The sequence below is a fragment of the Bosea sp. (in: a-proteobacteria) genome, assembly GCA_023910605.1.
In the GTDB taxonomy this organism is placed as follows: domain Bacteria; phylum Pseudomonadota; class Alphaproteobacteria; order Rhizobiales; family Beijerinckiaceae; genus Allobosea.
Map to the genome: position 1 here is coordinate 1,764,220 of JAAVVV010000001.1, position 20,681 is coordinate 1,784,900.

Here is a 20,681-nt window from a genome sequence, read left to right on the forward strand (position 1 = left end):
GCGCAGGCCAGCCTGACCCGCTAAAGCTCCAGCGTCACGCCGCCGCACCCATCAATGGGCCAGGGCGCGGCGCAAGTTTGCGAGGAGAAGGCCATGGCCGAGCGTTGGACCCCGGATAGCTGGAGGCAAAAGCCCGTTCAGCAGGTGCCGCAGTATCCCGATCTTGAGGCGCTGGCTTCGGTCGAGAAGACGCTCTCGGGCTTTCCGCCGCTGGTTTTTGCAGGCGAGGCGCGCAAGCTCAAGCGGGCGTTGGGCAAGGTCGCGGCCGGCGAGGCCTTCCTGTTGCAGGGCGGGGATTGCGCCGAGAGCTTCGAGGAGCACTCGGCAGACAACATTCGCGACTTCTTCCGCATGTTCCTCCAGATGGCGGTGGTGCTGACCTTCGCGGGCGGCTCGCCTGTGGTGAAGGTGGGCCGCGTCGCCGGCCAGTTCGCCAAGCCGCGCTCGGCCAACACCGAGACCATCAACGGCGTCGAGCTGCCAAGCTACCGCGGTGACATCATCAACGACATCGCCTTCACCCCCGAAGCGCGCATCCCCGATCCGCGCCGCCAGCTGATGGCTTACCGCCAGTCGGCGGCAACACTCAACCTGATCCGCGCCTTCGCCACCGGCGGCTATGCCAATCTCGACAATGCGCATCGCTGGATGCTGGGATTTGTCTCGGGCAGCCACCAGAGCAGCCGATACCGCGAGCTGGCGGAACGCATCACCGAAACGCTCGACTTCATGCGCGCCATCGGGATCGACCCCGAGCGGCATCCCGAAACCCGCACGACCGATTTCTACACCAGCCACGAGGCGCTGCTGCTCGGCTACGAGCAGGCCATGACCCGCGTCGATTCCACCTCCGGCGACTGGTATGACACCTCCGGCCACATGATCTGGATCGGGGACCGCACCCGCCAGCCTGACCACGCGCATCTCGAGTTCTGTCGCGGCATCAGGAACCCGGTCGGCCTCAAATGCGGCCCCTCGCTCAAGCCTGATGAGCTCATCAAGCTGATCGACATTCTCAACCCGTCGAACGAGCCGGGACGTCTCACGCTGATCGCACGTTTCGGCGCCGACAAGGTGTTCGACCACCTGCCGGCGCTGGTGCGCGCGGTGAAGCGCGAGGGCCGCGATGTGCTGTGGTCCTGCGATCCGATGCACGGCAACACGATCAAGTCGGCCTCAGGCTACAAGACCCGCCCCTTCGACATGATCCTGGGCGAGGTCAAGGCCTTCTTCGCGGTCCACAATGCCGAAGGCGCCCATGCCGGCGGCATCCATCTCGAGATGACGGGCAAGAACGTCACCGAATGCACCGGCGGGGCGCGCTCCATTTCGGATGTCGACCTGTCCGACCGCTATCACACGGCCTGCGATCCCCGGCTCAACGCGGAACAAGCGCTGGAAATGGCCTTTCTCGTGGCCGAACTGATCAAGAAGGAGCGCCAGGCCAAGGGCCGGCCCGAGGTCGAAGCCGCAGAGTGAGGCGAACTGAAGACGATAGCGGCCCTTGAAGCGCCGTCATTGCGAGCGCAGCGAAGCAATCCAGCCTTTGTGCGCTGCGACACCGCCGTCATTGCGAGCGCAGCGAAGCAATCCAGCCTTTGTGCGCTGCGATGCTGACGATCCGGGCGAACCGCAGCGCTGGATTGCTTCGCTGCGCTCGCAATGACGGAACGGCAAAGTGCGGCAGCCCGCGATTTACATCATGGCGAACAAGCGCAACGGGACGCTTTACATCGGCGTGACGAGTAATCTGCCGAGGCGCGTTTGGGAGCACAAGAATGGGGTCATTGAGGGCTTCACCAAACGCTATGGATGCAAGATTCTGGTGTTCTACGAGCGCCACGAAACCATGATTGACGCCATTGCCCGCGAGAAGCAGCTGAAGGGCGGATCGCGGAAGTCGAAATTGAAGCTGATCGAAGGGGTCAACCCAGACTGGCGCGATCTTCACGACGAACTCATCTGGACATGACCGAACCCGTCATTGCGAGCGCAGCGAAGCAATCCAGCCTTTGTGCGCTGCGACACCGCCGTCATTCATACACCGCCGTCATTGCGAGCGCAGCGAAGCAATCCAGCCTCTGTGCGCTGCGATGCTGACGATCCGGGCGAACCGCAGCGCTGGATTGCTTCGCTGCGCTCGCAATGACGGAACGGCAAAGTGCGGCAGCCCGCGATTTACATCATGGCGAACAAGCGCAACGGGACGCTTTACATCGGCGTGACGAGTAATCTGCCGAGGCGCGTTTGGGAGCACAAGAATGGGGTCATTGAGGGCTTCACCAAACGCTATGGATGCAAGATTCTGGTGTTCTACGAGCGCCACGAAACCATGATTGACGCCATTGCCCGCGAGAAGCAGCTGAAGGGCGGATCGCGGAAGGCGAAATTGAAGCTGATCGAAGGGGTCAACCCAGACTGGCGCGATCTTCACGACGAACTCATCTGGACATGACCGAACCCGTCATTGCGAGCGCAGCGAAGCAATCCAGCCTTTGTGCGCTGCGACAGCGCGTCATTCATACACCGCCGTCATTGCGAGCGCAGCGAAGCAATCCAGCCTTTGTGCGCTGCGATGCTGACGATCCGGGCGAACCGCAGCGCTGGATTGCTTCGCTGCGCTCGCAATGACGGCGTGGGGCGAACCGCAGCGTTGGGCTGTGCCGCTGCGTGAGGAGGAGCCATGCGCTGTTTTCATTCACCGTATCGGAGGCGCAACGCATTGGCAGCCATACCGACAGCGCGTCATTCATGCACCGCCGTCATTCATACACCGCCGTCATTGCGAGCGCAGCGAAGCAATCCAGCCTTTGTGCGCTGCGACACCGCCGTCATTCATACACCGCCGTCATTGCGAGCGCAGCGAAGCAATCCAGGCTTTGTGCGCTGCGATGCTGACGATCCGGGCGAACCGCAGCGCTGGATTGCTTCGCTGCGCTCGCAATGACGGCGTGGGGCGAACCGCAGCGCTGGGCTGTGACGCTGCGTGAGGAGGAGCCATGCGCTGTTTTCATTCACCGTGCCGGAGGCGCAACGCATTGGCAGCCATGCCGACAGCGCGTCATTCATGCACCGCCGTCATTCATACACCGCCGTCATTGCGAGCGCAGCGAAGCAATCCAGCCTTTGTGCGCTGCGATGCTGACGATCCGGGCGAACCGCAGCGCTGGATTGCTTCGCTGCGCTCGCAATGACGGCGTGGGGCGAACCGCAGCGTTGGGCTGTGCCGCTGCGTGAGGAGGAGCCATGCGCTGTTTTCATTCACCGTGCCGGAGGCGCAACGCATTGGCAGCCATGCCGACAGCGCGTCATTCGTAAGCGTGTAGGCAACCCCACGTATCTTTTGGTGTTCTGATCGCTCATTTTCCCGGTGAATCATGTGGGGAATCCTATGAGCGAGAGTATGAATCAAGATCGAGTTTTTGAGGTTTTGACGGCAGCGCCGGTGCGGACGAGGCGCAGGCTACGTGATTGGTCGGTCGACGAGAAGGCACGACTGATTTCCCAGACGCTGTTGCCTGGTGCGAATGTTTCGGCGATTGCGCGTTCTGCCGGGGTTGACCCTTCGCAGCTTTATGGATGGCGGCGACAGGCCCGGGCATCCGGGGCGGTCAAAGCCATGCCCGTTGCGCACGATGAGGTGAAGTTTGCGCGCGTCGAGGCGGCTGGCAACTGGGCTGTGGAGATTGTCATTCGGGATACGGTTGTCCGTGTTGGCGGCGACATCGATGCGGATCATCTGACCGTGATACTGAGGGCGGTGCGCAAAGCATGATTGGCCTGGGTGTCGTCGTTTACGTGTCGTGCCAGCCCGTCGACTTTCGTAAAGGTGCCGCATCCCTGATGGTGCTTGTCCGGGATGGCGGCCTCGACCCGTTCAACGGCGCGCTTTACGTGTTTCGGTCGAAACGTGCGGACCGTGTTCGGATCGTGTGGTGGGATGGCAGCGGCGTTTGTCTCTATTCGAAGACGCTTGAGGAGCAAGGCTTTTGCTGGCCTGCCCTATCGGCGGCTCGCATTCGCCTGGACCATTCGCAGCTGATGGCTCTTCTGGCCGGGATGGACTGGAAGAAGATCCGTCCGACAAAGGTGCGGCGACCCTTGCTGACGGGATGATGTCGATCTGCGGCAAGATGAATCATGCTGCTGTAATCATTGGGAAAGTGAGCGGTTTTGTGCTCTATTTGCACCCATGGATTTACCCCTGAACACCTTGCCGGACGACGTGGATGCGCTCAAGGCGATGGTGCTCGCCCTGGCGCGTGCGCAGGCGCAAGGGGATGTTCGATTAAGAGCCGCGGAGGCTGAAATCGCCCGGCTGGAGGCGATCGAACAGAGCGCCAACGAGCGGATTGCCAACCTGACGCTGATCATGAAGGTCTTGCAGCGCGCGCAACATGGCAAGCGCTCTGAACGGCTCCGCGCCGGTGGTCCTGGGGTCCTCGACGACGAGCAGATTGCCTTTGCCTTCGAGGAGGTGGAGACCGGCCTTTCGAGCGTCCAGAGCGAACTCGACCGGGGCGCCAGGGACAAGCCGAAACGCGCTCCACGCCCGCGCAAAGGCTTTGCTGCGCATCTTGAGCGCATCGAGGAGGTCATCGAGCCGGAACTCCCCGCTGGATATGAGGGCCTGGAGAAGGTGCTGATCAGCGAAGACCGTTCCGAACGGCTCGATGTCATTCCGCCGAAGTTCAGGGTCATCGTGACGCGCCGTCCCAAATATGCCTTCCGTGGCCATGACGGCGTGATCCAGGCGCTCGCACCGGCACACATCATCGAAGCCGGATTGCCAACGGAACGGCTGCTCGCCTTTATCGCGGTCTCCAAATATGCCGACGGTCTTCCGCTTTACCGTCAGGAGGCGATCTACCTGCGCGACGGGGTCGAGATCAGCCGATCCCTGATGGCCCAATGGATGGGCCATCTTGGGTTTGAACTGCAGATACTGGCCGATTACATCCTCGAAAAGATCAAGGAGGGTGAGCGGATCTTTGCCGACGAAACGAGCTTGCCCACTCTGGCTCCCGGATCGGGGAAAGCAACCAAGGCCTGGTTATGGGCCTACGCGCGCGATGATCGCCCCTATGGCGGCACCAGTCCGCCAATGGTGGCCTATCGCTTCGAAGACGGCAGAGGCGCTGAATGTGTGGCCCGTCATCTGTCCGGGTACAACGGCATCCTGCAGGTCGATGGATACGTGGCCTATAGCAGCCTTGCCAAGAGCCAGGCCAAGAGCCAGGCCAAGAGCCAGGCCAAGAGCCAGGCCAAGAGCCAGGCCAAGAGCCAGGCCAAGAGCCACGCCAAAAGCCAGGCCAAAACCGGCAGCACAGAAACGATGAGGCTTGCCGGATGCTGGGCGCATCTCAGGCGCAGGTTCTACGATCTGCACATCAGCGGCGTCTCGCAGGCTGCCACGGACAGCGTCATGGCCATGACCGAGCTGTGGAGGGTCGAAGATGACGTGCGCGGCCGGAATGCAGACACCCGCGCGAAGCTCCGGCAGGAAAAGTCTGCGCCTGTCGTCGCGCGCCTCTTCGATCTTTGGGAACGGGAGCTCGGCAAGGTCTCCGGCAAGTCCAAGACGGCGGAAGCAATCCGCTATGCGCTCGCCCGCCGTGAAGCACTCGAACGGTTCCTCTCCGACGGTCGCATTGAAATCGACTCCAACATCGTCGAACGGGCCATCAGGCCCCAAACCATTACGCGAAAGAACAGCCTCTTTGCCGGAAGTGAAGGCGGTGGCAGGACCTGGGCTACACTGGGAACGCTTCTGCAAACCGCCAGGATGAACAATGTCGATCCTCTCGACTGGCTGTCGCAAACCCTCGCGCATATCGCCCAAGGATGGCCCGCATCCAAAATCGACGCCCTCATGCCCTGGAACTTCAGGTCAAACGCCCTCAGCTAACCGCTTACCGTCATTCATACACCGCCGTCATTCATACACCGCCGTCATTGCGAGCGCAGCGAAGCAATCCAGCCTTTGTGCGCCGCAATGCTGACGATCCGGGCGAACCGCAGCGCTGGATTGCTTCGCTACGCTCGCAATGACGGCGTGGAGCGAACCGCAGCGCTGGATTGCTTCGCTGCGCTCGCAATGACGGCGTGGGGCGAACCGCAGCGTTGGGCTGTGCCGCTGCGTGAGGAGGAGCCATGCGCTGTTTTCATTCACCGTGCCGGAGGCGCAACGCATTGGCAGCCATACCGACAGCGCGTCATTCATGCACCGCCGTCATTCATACACCGCCGTCATTGCGAGCGCAGCGAAGCAATCCAGCCTTTGTGCGCCGCGATGCTGACGATCCGGGTGAACCGCAGCGCTGGATTGCTTCGCTGTGCTCGCAATGACGGCGTGGGGTGATGCAAGAGCGCTGGATTGCTTCGCTGCGCTCGCAATGACGGCGTGGGGTGATGCAAGGGCGCTGGATTGCTTCGCTGCGCTCGCAATGACGGCGTGGGGTGATGCAAGAGCGCTGGATTGCTTCGCTGCGCTCGCAATGACGGCGTGGGGTGATGCAAAAGCGCCGGCGTGCCGCTGCGCTCGCAATGACGGCGTGGGGCGAACCGCAGCGCCGGCGTGACGCTGTGCTCGCAATGACGGCGTGGAGCGATGCAAACAAAAACCGCCGGGCTGTGCCGGCGGTCTCGGAGTGCTCGCGATGCGTGGCAGAAATCAGAACTTCACGCCGGCGCCGACACGGGCCTGGTTGACGTCGATCACGACGCCGCCCTGGGCGGCCACGCGGGTGAAGAGATACTCGCCCCTGACGATCAGCCCGCCAAACATGGCTTCTACGCCTGCGCCAGCCGAGAAGCCCATCATGAATGCATTCTTGCGTGTTTCGCTACGACGGGGCGTGTTGATGGTGAAGGACGGCAGGTCAGGCGCTTGCGTCGGATCGGCATCAACTCCGGAAAGAGTAACTGTTGCCTTATTGGTGACCCTGCCAAAACCCATTGCAAGGCCCCCTGTAAGATAGGGCATGACGTTGCCCATGGCGTAGCCTGTGCGCAGGCGCAACGTCACCAGATCATCCAATCGTGCCATCGTGGTGCCATCCAAGTTAACGGTTTCCCTATAGCCGGTGCTTGTGGTGTAGGTCCGGTTGCTCAGATCGGAGCGCATGTCGCCCTGGTTCATGCGCATATAGTCGGCCTCGAAGCCCAGCACGGCTTCACCAAACTGCATATTGTAACCGAGGAAACCACCAAAAGTCGTACCGCGGCCACTAAACTGACTGGGTTGCAAGGCGCGCGACGCCTGAAACTCGTTCTCCACCGCCGTGCCGCGCAGTGCGATCTGCCGTGCCAGATCGGCAGCGCCGGTCCTTGGATTGAAGTTGACGGAAGAGAATCCCGCCAATCCGCCCAGATAGAACCCCTCCCAAGGCGAAGCGTCTTCCTGGATCATCGGCGCCGGCGGCAGCGACGGCGAGGATGTGCCGCGCAGGATGGGGTAATCGGCGGCGAATGCGGGCAAGACACCTGCGAAGGCGAAAGCTGCCACGGCTGAGAGATGAAGACGCATCAAGGTTGCTCCGGACAAATCAGCTGGTTCCGACGATGGAGCAGTTATCTCTTGGTAACCCTAATGCCCGGTAAACGTAATCCTAAGAAAAGGTTAAGTGTGGCCCTTATTGCCTCATTCCAGCCATGATGCCGAAATCAGGAGCCGTCATGCAGGCGGCCCCGTTGCCCGTTGTGGGCCGGGGCGCTAAATCGTTTTCATGACCAGCCGCCTGCGCATTGCTCTCGCCCAGCTTGATCCAACCGTCGGCGATCCGGTCGGCAACGCCGCCAAAGCCAGCGCCGCGCGCGCCGGGGCGGCCGCGCAGGGCGCTGCGCTCGTGATGTTTCCGGAGCTGTTCCTGTCGGCCTATCCGCCGGAGGATCTTGTCCTGAAGCCGGCCTTCCAGGATGCGTGCCGCCGTGCCTGCGATGAACTCGCCGCCCTCACCGCCGATGGCGGGCCGGGCCTGCTGGTTGGCCTGCCCTGGGTCGAGGGCGGCAAGCTCTACAACGCCTATGCGCTGCTCGATGCGGGCCGCGTCCAATCGGTGCGCTTCAAGGTCGACCTGCCGAATTACGGCGTGTTCGACGAGAAGCGCGTCTTCGAGCCCGGCCCGCTGCCCGGCCCCGTCACCTTCCGCGGCGTGCGGCTGGGGCTTCCCATCTGCGAGGACATCTGGGGTGTCGATGTCGTCGAATGCCTGGCCGAGACAGGCGCGGAGATCCTGCTCTCGCCCAATGGCTCGCCCTATCGCCGGGGCGTGATCGACGAGCGCATGGGCGTGGCTGTTCCCCGCGTGGTCGAGAGCGGGCTGCCGCTGGTCTATCTCAACCAGGTCGGCGGGCAGGATGAACTGGTCTTCGACGGCGCCTCCTTCGTGCTGAACGCCGACGCCTCCCTGGCCGCTCAGCTTCCGGCCTTTGGCGAAACCGTCGCACTCGTCGATTTCGCGCGCGAGGGCGGCGTCTGGCGCTGCGTGTCGGCGCCGCTCGCGCTCATCGAGGAGACGGACGAGGCTGACTATGCGGCCTGCGTGCTCGGCCTGCGCGGCTATGTCGAGAAGAACGGCTTCCGCAGCGTGGTGCTTGGGCTCTCCGGCGGCATCGACAGCGCCATCTGCGCCGCGATGGCGGTGGATGCGCTGGGCGCCGATCGTGTCCGCTGCCTGATGATGCCCTATCGCTACACATCTCAGGACAGTCTGAATGACGCTTTCGAATGTGCCCGCGCGCTCGGGGTCAGCTACGAGATTGTCCCCATCGCGCCGATCGTTGCGGGGTTCGAGGCCGCGCTCGCGCCGCTCTTCGCGGGCCGTCCCGCCGACATCACCGAGGAGAACCTGCAAAGCCGGGCCCGCGGCACGGTGCTGATGTCCGTCTCGAACAAGTTCGGGCCGATGGTCATCACCACCGGCAACAAGTCCGAGATGTCGGTGGGCTACTGCACGCTCTATGGCGACATGAATGGCGGCTTCAACCCCATCAAGGATCTCTACAAGATGGAGGTCTACCGCCTGAGCGCGCTGCGCAACCGCTGGAAGCCGCGAGGCGCGCTGGGTCCCGACGGCGTCGTCATCCCGACCGGCATCCTCAGCAAGGCGCCGACCGCCGAACTGCGCGAGAACCAGACCGATCAGGATTCGCTGCCGCCCTATGCCGCGCTCGACGACATGCTCGCCTGCCTCGTCGAGCACGAGATGCGGCTGAGCGACATCGTGGCGCGCGGCCATGATCTCGCAACCGTCAGGAAGGTGGAGCGCCTGCTTTTCCTGGCGGAGTACAAGCGCCGCCAGTCAGCCCCCGGCGTGAAGGTGACGAAGCGATCTTTCGGGCGCGACCGGCGTTACCCCATTGTCAATCGCTTTCGCGATCCGGGCGAGCCGCCCTATGCGCCGGCGGCCGGCAACCCCACCCCGCAAGGGGCATCCCGCCTCGACGTCGTCGACTTCTGATGCCCTTGCCCGAGGTGACGCCTGATGAGCGGCGGATTGATAGCACTGCTGGATGATGTCGCGGCGATCGCCAAGGTCGCCGCCGCCTCCCTCGACGATGTGGCCGCCCAGGCGACCAAGGCCGGCGCCAAGGCTGCCGGCATCGTCATCGACGACACGGCCGTCACGCCCCGCTATGTCGTCGGCTTCGCGGCCGATCGCGAGCTTCCCATCATCGGCAAGATCGCCATGGGCTCGTTGAAGAACAAGCTGCTGGTCCTGCTGCCGGGCGCGCTGGCGCTGGCCTTCTTCGCGCCCTGGGCGATCACGCCCCTGCTGATGGCGGGAGGGCTGTTCCTGTGCTTCGAGGGCTATGAAAAAGTGCATGAAATGGTCGCAGGCCATGAGGCTCCGGCCGAGGCGGCCATGGCTGGCATCGTCGCTGCCGACGGGCGCAGCCTCGAGGACGCCAGGGTGGCGGGCGCGATCCGCACCGACCTCATCCTTTCGGCCGAGATCATGGCCATCACGCTCGCGTCGATTCCCCAGCAGAGCGTCTGGATGCAGGCCTTCGTGCTTGCGGCTGTCGGCATCGGCGTCACCTTGCTGGTCTATGGTGCGGTGGCGCTGATCGTGAAGGGCGATGACCTCGGCGTTTTCATGGCGCGCGGCCACCTGGCCGCCACGCGCGCCATCGGTCGGGGCATGGTCAAGGCCATGCCGCCCTTCCTCAGGCTGCTCAGCCTCATCGGCACGGCGGCCATGCTCTGGGTCGGCGGCGGCATCGTCGTCCATGGCCTTGCGCAGCTTGGCTGGGCCGGCGTCGAGCATGCGCTTGAGGGAGCGGGCGCGAGCGCCTCGGCCCTGGTGGGCGGCGCGCGGGGCTTCACCGCCTGGCTCGTCGCGGCGACCGGCTCCGGCATCCTCGGCCTTGCCCTTGGGGCGCTGGTGGCGGGCGCCTTTTCCCTCGTCCGGCCGGGCGCGAAGGCGCACTGAGCGCTGCGCAGGGCCTGACGATTCCGGAGCCGGCCGCCGCTGAAGAGCCGTTGCACCTTGGGCGCGGCTTCGCCATAAGCGCGGCATGATCCCAGCCCCCATCGTTCGCTTCGCACCCTCGCCGACCGGCCGCCTGCATATCGGCAATGCCCGGCCAGCGCTGTTCAACTGGCTTTTCGCGCTGCGTCACGGCGGGCGCTTCATCCTGCGCTTCGATGACACCGACAAGGAGCGCTCGACCGCCGCCTTCGCCGAAGCCATCGCTGCGGATCTGGCCTGGCTCGGCATCTCCCCGCACGAGGTCCATGCACAGTCGGATCGCTTCGCCCTTTACGGCGCGGCCGCCGACCGCCTGCGCGCGATGGGCCGGCTCTATCCGTGCTACGAGACGCCCGACGAGCTCGACCGCCGCCGCAAGCGCCAGCTCGCCCGCGGCCTTCCGCCCATCTACGACCGCGCCGCCCTCAAGCTCACCGATGCGGACCGCGCCGCGCTGGAGGCTGAGGGAAGGCGTCCCCATTGGCGATTCCGCCTCGATGCGGCCGCCGTGGGCTGGACGGATCTGGTGCGAGGTGAAGCGCAAGTCGACTGCGCCTCGCTCTCCGATCCGGTGCTGATCCGGGCCGACGGCACCTATCTCTACACGTTGCCCTCCGTGGTGGACGACATCGACATGGCCATCACCCATGTGATCCGCGGCGAGGATCATGTCACCAACACTGCCGTCCAGATCCAGATCATCGAGGCGCTCGGCGCAGTTCCGCCGGTGTTCGCCCACCATAACCTGCTCACCACCGCGAGCGGGGAAGGGCTGTCCAAACGTCTTGGCCATCTATCGCTCGGGATGCTGCGCGAGAGCGGCATGGAGCCTCTGGCCGTCGCTGCGCTCGCCGTGCTGGTGGGCTCGGCGGAGGCGGTGCGCCCCGTATCGAGCCTCGGCGAACTCGCCGCGATCGTCGATCTCGCCCATGTCGGACGCGCGCCGGCCCGTTTCGACGAGGCCGAGCTTGAGCAGCTCAACGCACGCCTGCTGCACCAGATGCCCGCCGAAGAGGCCGCGCCGCGCCTGCACGCGCTCGGAATCGCGGGCGGGGAGGAATTCTGGCTGGCTGTGCGCGGCAACCTTCACCGCTTCGCCGACGCCGCTGACTGGTGGCGCGTCGTCGCCGGACCGATCAACCCGGTGATCGGGGACGAGGCCTTCGCGCGCAAGGCGCTGGAAGCCTTGCCGCCCGGCCCGCTGGAAGCTGTGGACTGGAAGCCGTGGACCGAGGCGATCAAGATCGCGACGGGCGCCAAGGGCAGGGCGCTGTTCATGCCGCTCAGGCTGGCGCTGACCGGCCGCGAGCACGGGCCGGAACTGGCGCCGCTTCTCCCGCTGATGGGCCGCGAACGAATCGAGCGCCGCCTCAAGGGCGAGATCTGCTGAACGGGGGCTTGCCCGCAGCCATCCGCACGGTCAGCTGCGTGGCTGCGCAGGCGCCCGTTACTGAATGACCGGCGAAAGGGCCGGCGCCACGATCCGCACCGTGCGGCGTTCGCCTGCCGAATTGGTCACCTCGCGCCGTTCGCCCTGACCGGCGGCGACGGTGCCGGTTCCAAGGTTCCTCGGGCCGATGCCGGATGACTCGGTGCCGGCGGTGGGCGCGCTGCGGCCGGCTTCATCCAGCGCGCGGGCGGCTGCGGCGTCGGCCGCCTGTTCGGCTTGCGGCGCCACCGGGGCGGTCGCCTGCTGCTCGCGCTGGCGGGCGGTTTGCGCCCGGGCCTGCGCCGAGGGGGTCAGGCGCGCGCGGGACATCTCCCTGGCGCGCTGCTCGGTCACGAACACATCGCCGCGGCGGCGCTCCAGCATGTCCTCGGCCTCTGCCAGCGCCTGGGCCCAGCTCTGGCCCTGCTTGCGGCAGCCGCAGGATGGATCGAACTGACGCAGGTAGCGCCCGGCATTGGGCAGGCTCGAATAGCTCGAACCCGTGCGGCTGCTGGCATTCTCGATGTTGCCGTCGGCGCTCATGAAGAACACCTCGGTCCTTGCCGCCGGGCAAAGGGCGCGGCACATGTCGCTCTGGCTTTCGCGTCCGCCGGGGCTGTTGGCGAGGGGGAAGAAGTAGCCGTCGCAGGTGCGCACGCAGACAGGACGGCCCGAGCCCCAGCTCGGAATCCTGGCTTCCTCGTCCAGCAGGATGCCATCTGTCAGCGGCGCGCCATAAGGCGGCGGGGGCGAGCGATCCGGCGCGCCGAACAGGGCCTCGAACAGACTGCGTGGCGGCTGTGGCTGTGGCTGTGGCTGCGGCGCGATGGGCTGGGTGCGGTAGATGCCAGGCCGGCAATTATCCTCGATGGCCGCAATCAGCGCGCGGCGGCGATTCTCGCTGCCGCCGCCCGCTGCTTCAAGGGCCCCGAGCTGGGCACGAAGCTGGCCGATCTGGCCGCGAAGCGCGAAGCACTGTGGCGGCGGTTGCTGGAACACCCAGGAGCCGCCGCATTGAAGCGAACTGTAGACCTGCTGCGCCCGGGCCAGCTCAGCGCCAACCCTCTGCGCGTTCTGCGCCGCTCGCGGATTGCCGCTGCCCGAGCGCTCCAGGCGCGCAAGTTCTCCGCGCCACCCATCGCATTGCGGCGCCTGCGCCTGGGCAATCTCGTTCGCGCCGGAGAGCGTGACCAGCAGGATTGCCAGCCGAAGAAAAGCCGGCCGGCCAGGACGTGCAACCATGATGCTCCGCTTCCAGAAAACTCAGCCAGGCTTCGAAGCCTGATCTGCGGGGCCAGAGATAACAGATGATGATCGAGACGGAAGTATGTTGCGGCCCCGGCCGGAAAAAAATTAGTCGTCGGGGGCGGTGAAACCCGCGGACAGCACGCGGACCCGTTCTGTGAGGGTGGAAAGCACCCGCTCGAAGGCCTGCATCTCGGCAGCCGGTATGTCGTCGCTGAGGCGCTTTTCGAACGCCAGCGCCATCGGCGCCACCTGGTCGTAGATGCGCCGGCCGGGGGCGCTGAGCGACAGGAAGGCTTCGCGCCGATCGTCGCGGTTGGGCGTGCGCTCGATCAGCCCGCGCTCCACAAGCTCGCTCACCGCGCGCGACACCTTGGTTTTGTGCATGTGGGAGAGCTCTCCCACATCGCGTGCCGTCAGCCTGTCGAACTGGCCCAGCATGGCCATCACCCGCCATTCCGGGATGCCGATGCCGAAATGGCGGCTGTAGATGCGGGCCAGCGCCCGGCTGGCCAGCGTCGCGGCCACCACGAGCCGATAGGGCAGGAAGCGTTCGAGCTTCAGCCTGTCTCCCGCAGCATCAAGCGGCGGCAGCCCGTCCTGATCGGTGCCGGACATCGCGGCGCCCCGCGCGCGACGCCTCAGGTCCTGCCGCGCGTGCGCGCCATGAACGCATCATAGGACAACTCGCCTACCTGCCACCACAGCAGCGTCTCGGCGCGGAAGGCTGTCATCGAATCGAGCGCGCGCTTGAAGCTCTCGTTCCGGCCGGCAAGATCGGCGTAGTAATCATTCGCGGCCTTGAGCGCAGCCTCCATGATCGGCTGCGGGAAGGCGCGCAGTTCCGTGCCGGCCGCCACGAGGCGGCGCAGCGCGGGCGGGTTCACCGCGTCATACTTGGCCAGCATCCAGTTGTTCGCCGCCTCGCAGGCCTGGGTCAGGATGGCCTGGTAATGCTTGGGCAGCTTGTTCCACTCGGCCTGGTTGATCACGAGGTGGAGCATGGCGCCGCCCTCCCACCAGCCGGGATAGTAGTAGTATTTGGCGACGCGGCTCAGCCCCAGCTTTTCGTCGTCATAGGGGCCAACGAACTCGGCTGCGTCGATCGTGCCGCGTTCGAGCGCCGGATAGACATCCCCCGCCGCGATTTGCTGCGGCACCACGCCGAGCCGCGCCAGCACCTGCCCGCCCATGCCGCCGATGCGGAACTTGAGGCCGCTGAGGTCTGCCGGCGTGTTGAGTTCCTTGCGGAAGAAGCCGCCCATCTGGCAGCCGGAGTTGCCAGCCGGTATGGAGTAGGCGTTGAACCTGGCGAGGCTTTCGTTGATCAGTTTCTCGCCGCCGCCGAAATGCCACCACGAATGCTGCTGCCGCGCATTGAGCCCGAACGGCACGCCCGTGCCGAAGCCCAGCACCGGGTCCTTGCCGACATAGAAGTAGGTGGGCGTGTGCGCGCATTCCACCGAGCCGTTTGACACCGCGTCGAGCGCCTGGAGCCCGGGCACGATCTCGCCTGCCGAGAAGGTCTGGATCTGGAAGCGGCCATCGGTGGCGTCAGCCATGTATCTGGCGAGCGTCTGCGCCGTGCCGAAGATGGTGTCGAGCGAGCGCGGAAAGCTCGAGGTGAGGCGCCATTTCACCTCCGGCATCGACTGCGCGATGGCAGGCGCGGCGATCGTGGCTGCTGCCGCGGCGATGGAGCCCGTCTTCAGGAAATCTCGGCGCTTCATGGTGTCCTCCCCGGTGCCGTTTGCGTCGTTCTTGAATGCACCTTATCGATGCTTTCGAACATGGTGAAGCCCGGTTCGACGCGGCGGCCTCTCCTCGCGCAGCCAGCGGCCTCTTCAAAAAGCGTGACCGCGGCACCATCTGGGAAGCGGATCGTCAGAGGATGCCCGACCATGCGCCGCGCCATCACCCTCGCCTTAGCCGCCAGCGTAGCTTTGGCCGCGGCCGGGGCCGCACAGACCGCTCTTGCGGAGAGCGAACCTGACCTGATCTTCAAGAAGTCCACAGTGTGGAAGATGCTGACCCCCGACGACAAGCTCGCGGTTTACGGGGTCGATGATCCGCTGATCGATGGTGTGGCTTGCCACTACACCACGCCCGAACGCGGCGGGGTCGCCGGCATGTTCGGCGTGGCCGAAGAGGTCTCGGACATTTCGCTAGCCTGCCGCCAGGTGGGCCCGATCCGCTTCAAGGCCAAGTTCGAGCAGGGCGATGTGATGCTGCGCGAGCGCCGCTCGCTGGTTTGGAAGCGGATGCAGATCGTGCGCGGCTGTGACGTGAAGCGCAACGTGCTGATCTACATGGTGTATTCGGACAGGCTCATCGAGGGCTCGCCCAAGAACTCGACCTCGAGCGTGCCGATCATGCCCTGGGGCGTGGCCGAGCCGGCTCCGAAATGCGCCGAATGGCTGAAGTGAGCCTCAGTCCGCGCAAGCGATCATCAGCGGCGGATCCTTCGGGGCGCCGCCGCGCCCGCCAACCGAGCCGGTGATTTCGGTCGGGGACACCGCGCCGAACGAGGCGGCGCGCACGAAGCCCTTCGATTCGCACCAGGCATTGGCGACGATCTTGCCGCATTCGCGATTGCCGGAGATGCAGTCGGCCACGCCGTAGCCATCGCTGGCCGGCAGCAGGAACACGCTCTGATCGCTCTTGCCGCGCGGGGCGGCCGAGGGCACCACCGAAAACGAAACGGCGCCGGCGGCCACAAGCGCGAAGGAGAGGGACAGGACGACGCGGCGCATGAAGAAAGGACCTTGGACAGGTTGAGAGCTGCGCTCAATCGATAAAGCGTGGACCGACACGCTTAAGATTTGATGAAGCATCCTCAGGCGCGAGAGCTGTTCCCTGAACGGCTGGCCCGCCGGTCAGCCTCTTGACCAAAGCGGCCACAAAAGGCAAGACAAACCGATGATGATCTCGGCCACCTTCGCTCTCGCGATTTGCAGGATTTGCAGCTAGCTCACACGCTGGCTGGAGCCGTCTCGTCTTCTTAACGCACAGATGACAAGCGATCCGGCCGGAGGTCGGACAGGCCATGCCTGTTCTCAATCCATTCGGAACCCGCGACATGTCCCCGCCCGACGCCAAGCCCGAACCCGGCCCAGAAGCCAGGTCTGCCCTGAAGCTCTACAACACGCTGACGCGGACCAGGGAGCCCTTCACGCCCCTCGATCCTGACCATCTGCGCATGTATGTCTGCGGACCCACGGTCTATGACTTCGCCCATATCGGCAATGCGCGCCCGATGATCGTGTTCGACGTGCTGTTCCGTCTGCTGAGGCATCTCGCGCGGCAGGGCGCCTTCGACGGCGGCGCGGGCCAGACCCGCGTCACCTATGCCCGCAACATCACGGATGTTGACGACAAGATCAACGCGCGCGCCTTCCAGCGCTGGAGCCGCAAGCGTCCGCTGCTGGACGAGATGCGCGACCTGACCGAAGGCACGGTCGCCCAGTTCAACGCCGACCTCAAGGCGCTGAACGTGCTTGAGCCCACCCACACCCCGCGCGCCACCGACTTTGTCGCCAATGGCGAGCAGCCCATGGACATGGTGCGCATCATCGCAAAGCTGGTGGAGCGCGGCGTGGCCTATGAGGCCGAAGGCCATGTCCTGTTCTCGCCCTCATCCATGGACGCGCTGCCGGGCGTGCCGAAATACGGCGCGCTGTCGAAGCGCAATTTTGACGACATGCTGGCCGGCGCCCGCGTCGATGTCGCGCCCTACAAGCGTGACCCGATGGATTTTGTGCTGTGGAAGCCCTCGAACCCCGAAACAGAGCCCGGCTGGGACAGCCCCTGGGGCTTCGGCCGCCCGGGCTGGCACATCGAATGCTCGGCCATGGCGGGCGCACTGCTCGGCGAGCAGTTCGACATCCATGGCGGCGGCATCGACCTCGTCTTCCCGCACCACGAGAACGAGATTGCCCAGAGCTGCTGCGCCTTCGGCATCGAGAAGATGGCGAGCGTCTGGATGCACAACGGCTTCCTTCAGGTCGAAGGCCGCAAGATGAGCAAGTCAGACGGCAACTTCGTGACCATTCACGAGCTGCTGCACACCGACACCTTCGGCGGCCGCAGCTGGCCGGGCGAAGTCCTGCGCCTCGCGATGCTCAAGACCCATTACCGCCAGCCGATCGACTGGACGGTGCGGGCGCTGGAGGAGGCGGAAGGCGCACTGCAACGGTGGAGCGATTCATTGTCGAAAGCCTCGCCATATGAATTCAGTGCAGATGATGTCTCCGCTGAGTTTTTGGAAGCGATGCTGGATGACTTGAACACTGCGAGCGCTGTTTCTGTGCTTCATGGGCTGGCCAGGTCGGCATCCAAAGGCGACAAGAAGGCGGCGGCTTCCTTGTCGGCCACCCTCGGCCTCATCGGGCAACGCCTCGTCCTGAGTCCCCTCGGTTTCGGGGTTGCAGCAGCGCGGATTGAACCAGACGAACGCAAGGCGATCATTGAAGCCCTGATCACCGCCCGCCTCGAAGCCCGCCGCGCCAGAGACTTCGCCGAATCCGACCGCATCCGCGACGAGCTTGCCGCCATGGGCATCGCGCTCAAGGACGGCAAGGACCCGGTCACGGGCGAGCCGACCACGAGCTGGGAGGTCAAGCGGTGAGCGTCGGGCCAGAGCGGCGCAACCCCTCTCCGCACCCCTCCCGCAAGGGGAGAGGTGACTTCGACGACGTGACCGTTCAGCAAATCCCGGCGCCAGGCCCGCTCATCGAAGACAGAGCGCAACTGCCAAAGCCCCCCTCTCCCCTTGCGGGAGAGGGTGAGGGAGAGGGGTCGCGCGGCATGGCGGCAGCGGCGCAGACGCGCGGCCAACGCTTGCGGACCTTTGCCAAGGCCATGCGCAAGGCGCCGACCGATGCCGAGCGAGTGTTATGGAGGCTGGTGCGTGGCCACAGGCTCGATGGCTTCAAGTTCAGGCGCCAGCAGCCCATCGGGCCATACATCGCCGACATCGCCTTTCTGGAACGGCGGCTGATCGTGGAAGCGGATGGCGCGCAGCACAATGAAAGTCCGCGCGACATGCTCCGAGATGCGTGGCTGGCCTCGCAGGGCTTTCATGTCCTGCGCTTCTGGAACCATGAGATCTTGAGCAGTCCGCAGATGATCGAGGACACGATATGGCGCGAACTGCACACCAAAGAGACACAACCATGACCGCATCCGCAATCGACCCCGCCCGCGTGAACGCGCTCATCGAGGCGCGCATCGCGGCACGCAGCGCCCGCGATTTCGCCGAGGCCGACAGGCTGCGAGCCGAGATCGTGGCGCTCGGCGTCGTGCTGATGGACGCCAGGGACCCGGTGACGGGCGAACTCAGCTCGACCTGGCGGCCGGCCCCCGAGCCCGGCGAAAGCGGCACGGAGCCGACGCCATGAGCTATGCCCTGCGCCCTGCGCTTCCCGCCGATTTCGCCGATCTCGGCATCCTGTTCCAGGCCTCCATCGAGGAACTTGCCTCCGATGCCTATTCCGACGAGCAGCGCGCGCTCTGGGGCGCGAAGGCCGATGATGAAAAGGCGTGGTCGAAGCACCTGTCGGGCTGCCTCGTGCTTGTCGCCGAGGAGGATGGCGAGCCGGTAGGCTTCGCGGCCATGCGCGACAACACGGTCATCGAGAACGTGCATGTCCACCCGGACATGGCCTTCATGGGCGTGGGCCGCCAGTTGATGGACGCTCTGGAGCGCCTCGCGCAGGCGCGCGGCGCGGCGAAGATGGCCGTGGCCGCCACGGACAATGCGCTGCCCTTCTTCGAGCGGCTGGGCTATGTCGCGGTGCGGCGCTCGACCTTGAGCATCGGCGAGGAATGGCTGCCCAGCATGGTCATGGAAAAACCGCTCAGCCCGGAGCCTGCCGAAGACGGGGACGGGCCATGAGCGCTGCGGCCGAACGGGTCTATCTCTTCGACACCACGCTGCGCGACGGCGCGCAGACCACCGGCGTCGATTTCTCGCTCTCCGACAAGCGCAGCATCGCCGCGCTGCTCGATGGCCTCGGCATCGATTATGTCGAGGGCGGCTATCCGGGCGCCAACCCGCTCGACACCGCCTTCTTCGCGGAGAAGGCCACGAGCCGCGCCAGGTTCGCCGCCTTCGGCATGACGCGCCGGCCCGGCCGCAGCGCCTCGAACGATCCGGGCATCGCCGGGCTTCTTGATGCCAGGGCGGACACCATCGTCTTCGTGGCCAAGAGCTGGGATTACCATGTCCGCGTCGCGCTCGGGACGAGCAACGAGGACAATCTCGCCTCGATCGCCGAGAGCGTGAAGGCCGCCATCGGCGCAGGCCGCGAAGCTATCGTCGATTGCGAGCATTTCTTCGACGGCTTCAAGGCCAATCCCGAATACGCGCTGGCCTGCGCCCGCACCGCATTTGAGGCCGGCGCGCGCTGGGTCGTGCTGTGCGACACCAATGGCGGCACGTTGCCTGCGGAGGTGGCGTCCATTGTGCGGCGCACGGCGGAGATCGTGCCCGGAAGCCATATCGGCATTCATGCGCATGATGATTGCGGCTGCGCGGTGGCCAATTCGCTGGCGGCGGTCGAGGCCGGCGCGCGCCAGATCCAGGGCACGCTGAACGGGCTGGGCGAGCGCTGCGGCAACGCCAACCTCGTCACCCTCATCGGCGCCCTGAAGCTCAAGCCCACGCTGGCCAGCCGCTACGCCATTGGCGTGGACGAGGCGCGGCTGGGCGACCTGACCAAGGCCTCGCGCCAGCTCGACGAGATCCTCAACCGCTCGCCCAACCGCCACGCGCCCTTCGTCGGCGCTTCGGCCTTCGCCACCAAGGCGGGCATCCATGCCTCGGCCGTGCTCAAGGAGCCGGAAACCTATGAGCATGTCAGGCCAGAGGCGGTGGGCAACCAGCGGCGCGTGCTGGTCTCCGATCAGGCCGGCAAGTCCAACCTCGTCGCCGAACTCGAGCGCATCGGCGTCACCATCGACAAGGCCGATCCGCGCCTTGGCCGCGTGCTGGCCGAAGTGAAGGAGAAGGAGGCGCAAGGCTATGCCTATGAGGGCGCGGACGCGTCCTTCTTCCTGCTTGCCAAGCGCGTGATGGGTCAGGTGCCATCCTATTTCGATGTCGAACGCTTCAAGGTCAATGTCGAGCGTCGCTACAATGCCGTGGGCGAGCTGGTCACCTTTTCCGAAGCCATCGTGAAGGTCAGGATCGGGGGGCAGTCGCGCATGTCGGTCGCTGAGGGCAACGGCCCTGTCAACGCGCTCGACAAGGCGCTGCGCAAGGATCTCGGCCGTTATCAGGAGTTCATCAAGGCCCTGAAGCTGGTGGACTACAAGGTCCGCATCTTCCAGGGCGGCACCGATGCGGTGACGCGTGTGCTGATTGATTCCGCCGATGGCTCTGAACGCTGGACCACGGTCGGTGTCAGCCCGAACATCATCGACGCCTCATTCCAGGCGCTGGTCGATTCGATCACCTATCGGCTGGTGCGGGCCGGGGCGAAGGGCGAGTAGGCTTGCCCGCCGCCCGCGGTGGCGCGCGTGGCGGCGGA

The 20,681-nt window shown here is 65.2% G+C and carries 22 protein-coding genes; 16 read left to right on the forward strand and 6 right to left on the reverse strand.

Annotation, left to right across the window (positions count from 1 at the left end):
- Positions 1–93 precede the first annotated feature (93 nt).
- The 7 genes from HEQ16_08530 to HEQ16_08560 all read left to right on the forward strand — a co-directional run bounded on the left by HEQ16_08530 (position 94) and on the right by HEQ16_08560 (position 5,908).
- A complete protein-coding gene (locus HEQ16_08530) occupies positions 94–1,479 on the forward strand; it encodes a 3-deoxy-7-phosphoheptulonate synthase class II (protein ID MCO4054085.1) in 1,386 nt (461 codons plus the stop codon).
- Between the two features lie 199 nt (positions 1,480–1,678).
- The gene (locus HEQ16_08535; GenBank protein ID MCO4054086.1) at positions 1,679–1,972 is read left to right on the forward strand and encodes a GIY-YIG nuclease family protein; all 294 of its coding nucleotides are present in this window, start codon (positions 1,679–1,681) and stop codon (positions 1,970–1,972) included.
- A 189-nt stretch (positions 1,973–2,161) separates the two neighbouring features.
- Entirely contained in the window at positions 2,162–2,455 is a 294-nt protein-coding gene (locus HEQ16_08540) for a GIY-YIG nuclease family protein (protein ID MCO4054087.1), read from the forward strand.
- Positions 2,452–2,631: a hypothetical protein gene (locus HEQ16_08545; GenBank protein ID MCO4054088.1), complete on the forward strand. Its 180-nt coding sequence runs from the start codon at positions 2,452–2,454 to the stop codon at positions 2,629–2,631. The genes HEQ16_08540 and HEQ16_08545 overlap by 4 nt, the downstream gene beginning before the upstream one ends.
- 760 nt (positions 2,632–3,391) lie before the next feature.
- Positions 3,392–3,775 carry a transposase gene (locus HEQ16_08550; protein MCO4054089.1) on the forward strand — a complete coding sequence of 128 codons (384 nt, stop codon included), beginning with the start codon at positions 3,392–3,394 and terminating at the stop codon, positions 3,773–3,775.
- Entirely contained in the window at positions 3,772–4,116 is a 345-nt protein-coding gene (tnpB, locus tag HEQ16_08555; protein MCO4054090.1) for an IS66 family insertion sequence element accessory protein TnpB, read from the forward strand. Before HEQ16_08550 ends, tnpB begins: the two co-directional genes overlap by 4 nt.
- Positions 4,117–4,192: 76 nt before the next feature.
- Complete coding sequence (locus tag HEQ16_08560; protein MCO4054091.1) at positions 4,193–5,908, forward strand: IS66 family transposase; 1,716 nt, start codon at positions 4,193–4,195, stop codon at positions 5,906–5,908.
- A gap of 27 nt (positions 5,909–5,935) precedes the next feature.
- Here HEQ16_08560 and HEQ16_08565 read toward each other — a convergent pair whose 3' ends face one another.
- Positions 5,936–6,223 (reverse strand): hypothetical protein, encoded by a 288-nt coding sequence (locus HEQ16_08565; protein MCO4054092.1) that lies wholly within the window; start codon positions 6,221–6,223, stop codon positions 5,936–5,938.
- Positions 6,224–6,673: 450 nt separating this feature from the next.
- Positions 6,674–7,528, reverse strand: coding sequence for a porin family protein (locus tag HEQ16_08570; GenBank protein MCO4054093.1), 855 nt, complete (start codon positions 7,526–7,528; stop codon positions 6,674–6,676).
- Positions 7,529–7,727: 199 nt separating this feature from the next.
- Here HEQ16_08570 and HEQ16_08575 point away from each other — a divergent pair, with 199 nt between their 5' ends.
- The 3 genes from HEQ16_08575 (at position 7,728) to HEQ16_08585 (ending at position 11,865) form a co-directional block, all read left to right on the forward strand.
- Complete coding sequence (locus HEQ16_08575) at positions 7,728–9,461, forward strand: NAD+ synthase (GenBank protein MCO4054094.1); 1,734 nt, start codon at positions 7,728–7,730, stop codon at positions 9,459–9,461.
- Between the two features lie 24 nt (positions 9,462–9,485).
- Positions 9,486–10,436, forward strand: a complete 951-nt coding sequence (locus HEQ16_08580) for a DUF808 domain-containing protein (GenBank protein ID MCO4054095.1) — start codon at positions 9,486–9,488, stop codon at positions 10,434–10,436.
- 85 nt (positions 10,437–10,521) lie between these two features.
- On the forward strand, positions 10,522–11,865 hold the full coding sequence (locus HEQ16_08585) for a glutamate--tRNA ligase (protein ID MCO4054096.1): 1,344 nt from the start codon (positions 10,522–10,524) through the stop codon (positions 11,863–11,865).
- Between the two features lie 57 nt (positions 11,866–11,922).
- On the opposite strand, the gene HEQ16_08590 is transcribed toward HEQ16_08585, so the two are convergent.
- The 3 genes from HEQ16_08590 to dctP form a co-directional block, all read right to left on the reverse strand.
- Entirely contained in the window at positions 11,923–13,146 is a 1,224-nt protein-coding gene (locus HEQ16_08590; GenBank protein MCO4054097.1) for a DUF2865 domain-containing protein, read from the reverse strand.
- Between the two features lie 111 nt (positions 13,147–13,257).
- Positions 13,258–13,767 carry a MarR family transcriptional regulator gene (locus HEQ16_08595; GenBank protein MCO4054098.1) on the reverse strand — a complete coding sequence of 170 codons (510 nt, stop codon included), beginning with the start codon at positions 13,765–13,767 and terminating at the stop codon, positions 13,258–13,260.
- A gap of 23 nt (positions 13,768–13,790) precedes the next feature.
- Complete coding sequence (gene dctP / locus HEQ16_08600) at positions 13,791–14,879, reverse strand: TRAP transporter substrate-binding protein DctP (GenBank protein ID MCO4054099.1); 1,089 nt, start codon at positions 14,877–14,879, stop codon at positions 13,791–13,793.
- Positions 14,880–15,050: 171 nt separating this feature from the next.
- On the opposite strand from dctP, the gene HEQ16_08605 reads away from it, so the two are divergent.
- Complete coding sequence (locus tag HEQ16_08605) at positions 15,051–15,575, forward strand: CreA family protein (protein ID MCO4054100.1); 525 nt, start codon at positions 15,051–15,053, stop codon at positions 15,573–15,575.
- A 3-nt stretch (positions 15,576–15,578) separates the two neighbouring features.
- Here the strand turns inward: HEQ16_08605 and HEQ16_08610 are convergent, their stop codons facing one another.
- Positions 15,579–15,902 (reverse strand): hypothetical protein, encoded by a 324-nt coding sequence (locus HEQ16_08610; protein MCO4054101.1) that lies wholly within the window; start codon positions 15,900–15,902, stop codon positions 15,579–15,581.
- Between the two features lie 326 nt (positions 15,903–16,228).
- Between HEQ16_08610 and HEQ16_08615 the strand changes: the two genes are divergently transcribed.
- From HEQ16_08615 to HEQ16_08635, 5 genes are all read left to right on the forward strand, one after another.
- Complete coding sequence (locus tag HEQ16_08615; protein ID MCO4054102.1) at positions 16,229–17,776, forward strand: cysteine--tRNA ligase; 1,548 nt, start codon at positions 16,229–16,231, stop codon at positions 17,774–17,776.
- A 179-nt stretch (positions 17,777–17,955) separates the two neighbouring features.
- Positions 17,956–18,327 (forward strand): endonuclease domain-containing protein, encoded by a 372-nt coding sequence (locus tag HEQ16_08620; GenBank protein MCO4054103.1) that lies wholly within the window; start codon positions 17,956–17,958, stop codon positions 18,325–18,327.
- Positions 18,324–18,548, forward strand: coding sequence for a hypothetical protein (locus tag HEQ16_08625; GenBank protein ID MCO4054104.1), 225 nt, complete (start codon positions 18,324–18,326; stop codon positions 18,546–18,548). The genes HEQ16_08620 and HEQ16_08625 overlap by 4 nt, the downstream gene beginning before the upstream one ends.
- Entirely contained in the window at positions 18,545–19,045 is a 501-nt protein-coding gene (locus HEQ16_08630; protein MCO4054105.1) for a GNAT family N-acetyltransferase, read from the forward strand. The genes HEQ16_08625 and HEQ16_08630 overlap by 4 nt, the downstream gene beginning before the upstream one ends.
- A complete protein-coding gene (locus tag HEQ16_08635; protein ID MCO4054106.1) occupies positions 19,042–20,643 on the forward strand; it encodes a citramalate synthase in 1,602 nt (533 codons plus the stop codon). The genes HEQ16_08630 and HEQ16_08635 overlap by 4 nt, the downstream gene beginning before the upstream one ends.
- The last annotated feature ends 38 nt before the right edge of the window (positions 20,644–20,681 follow it).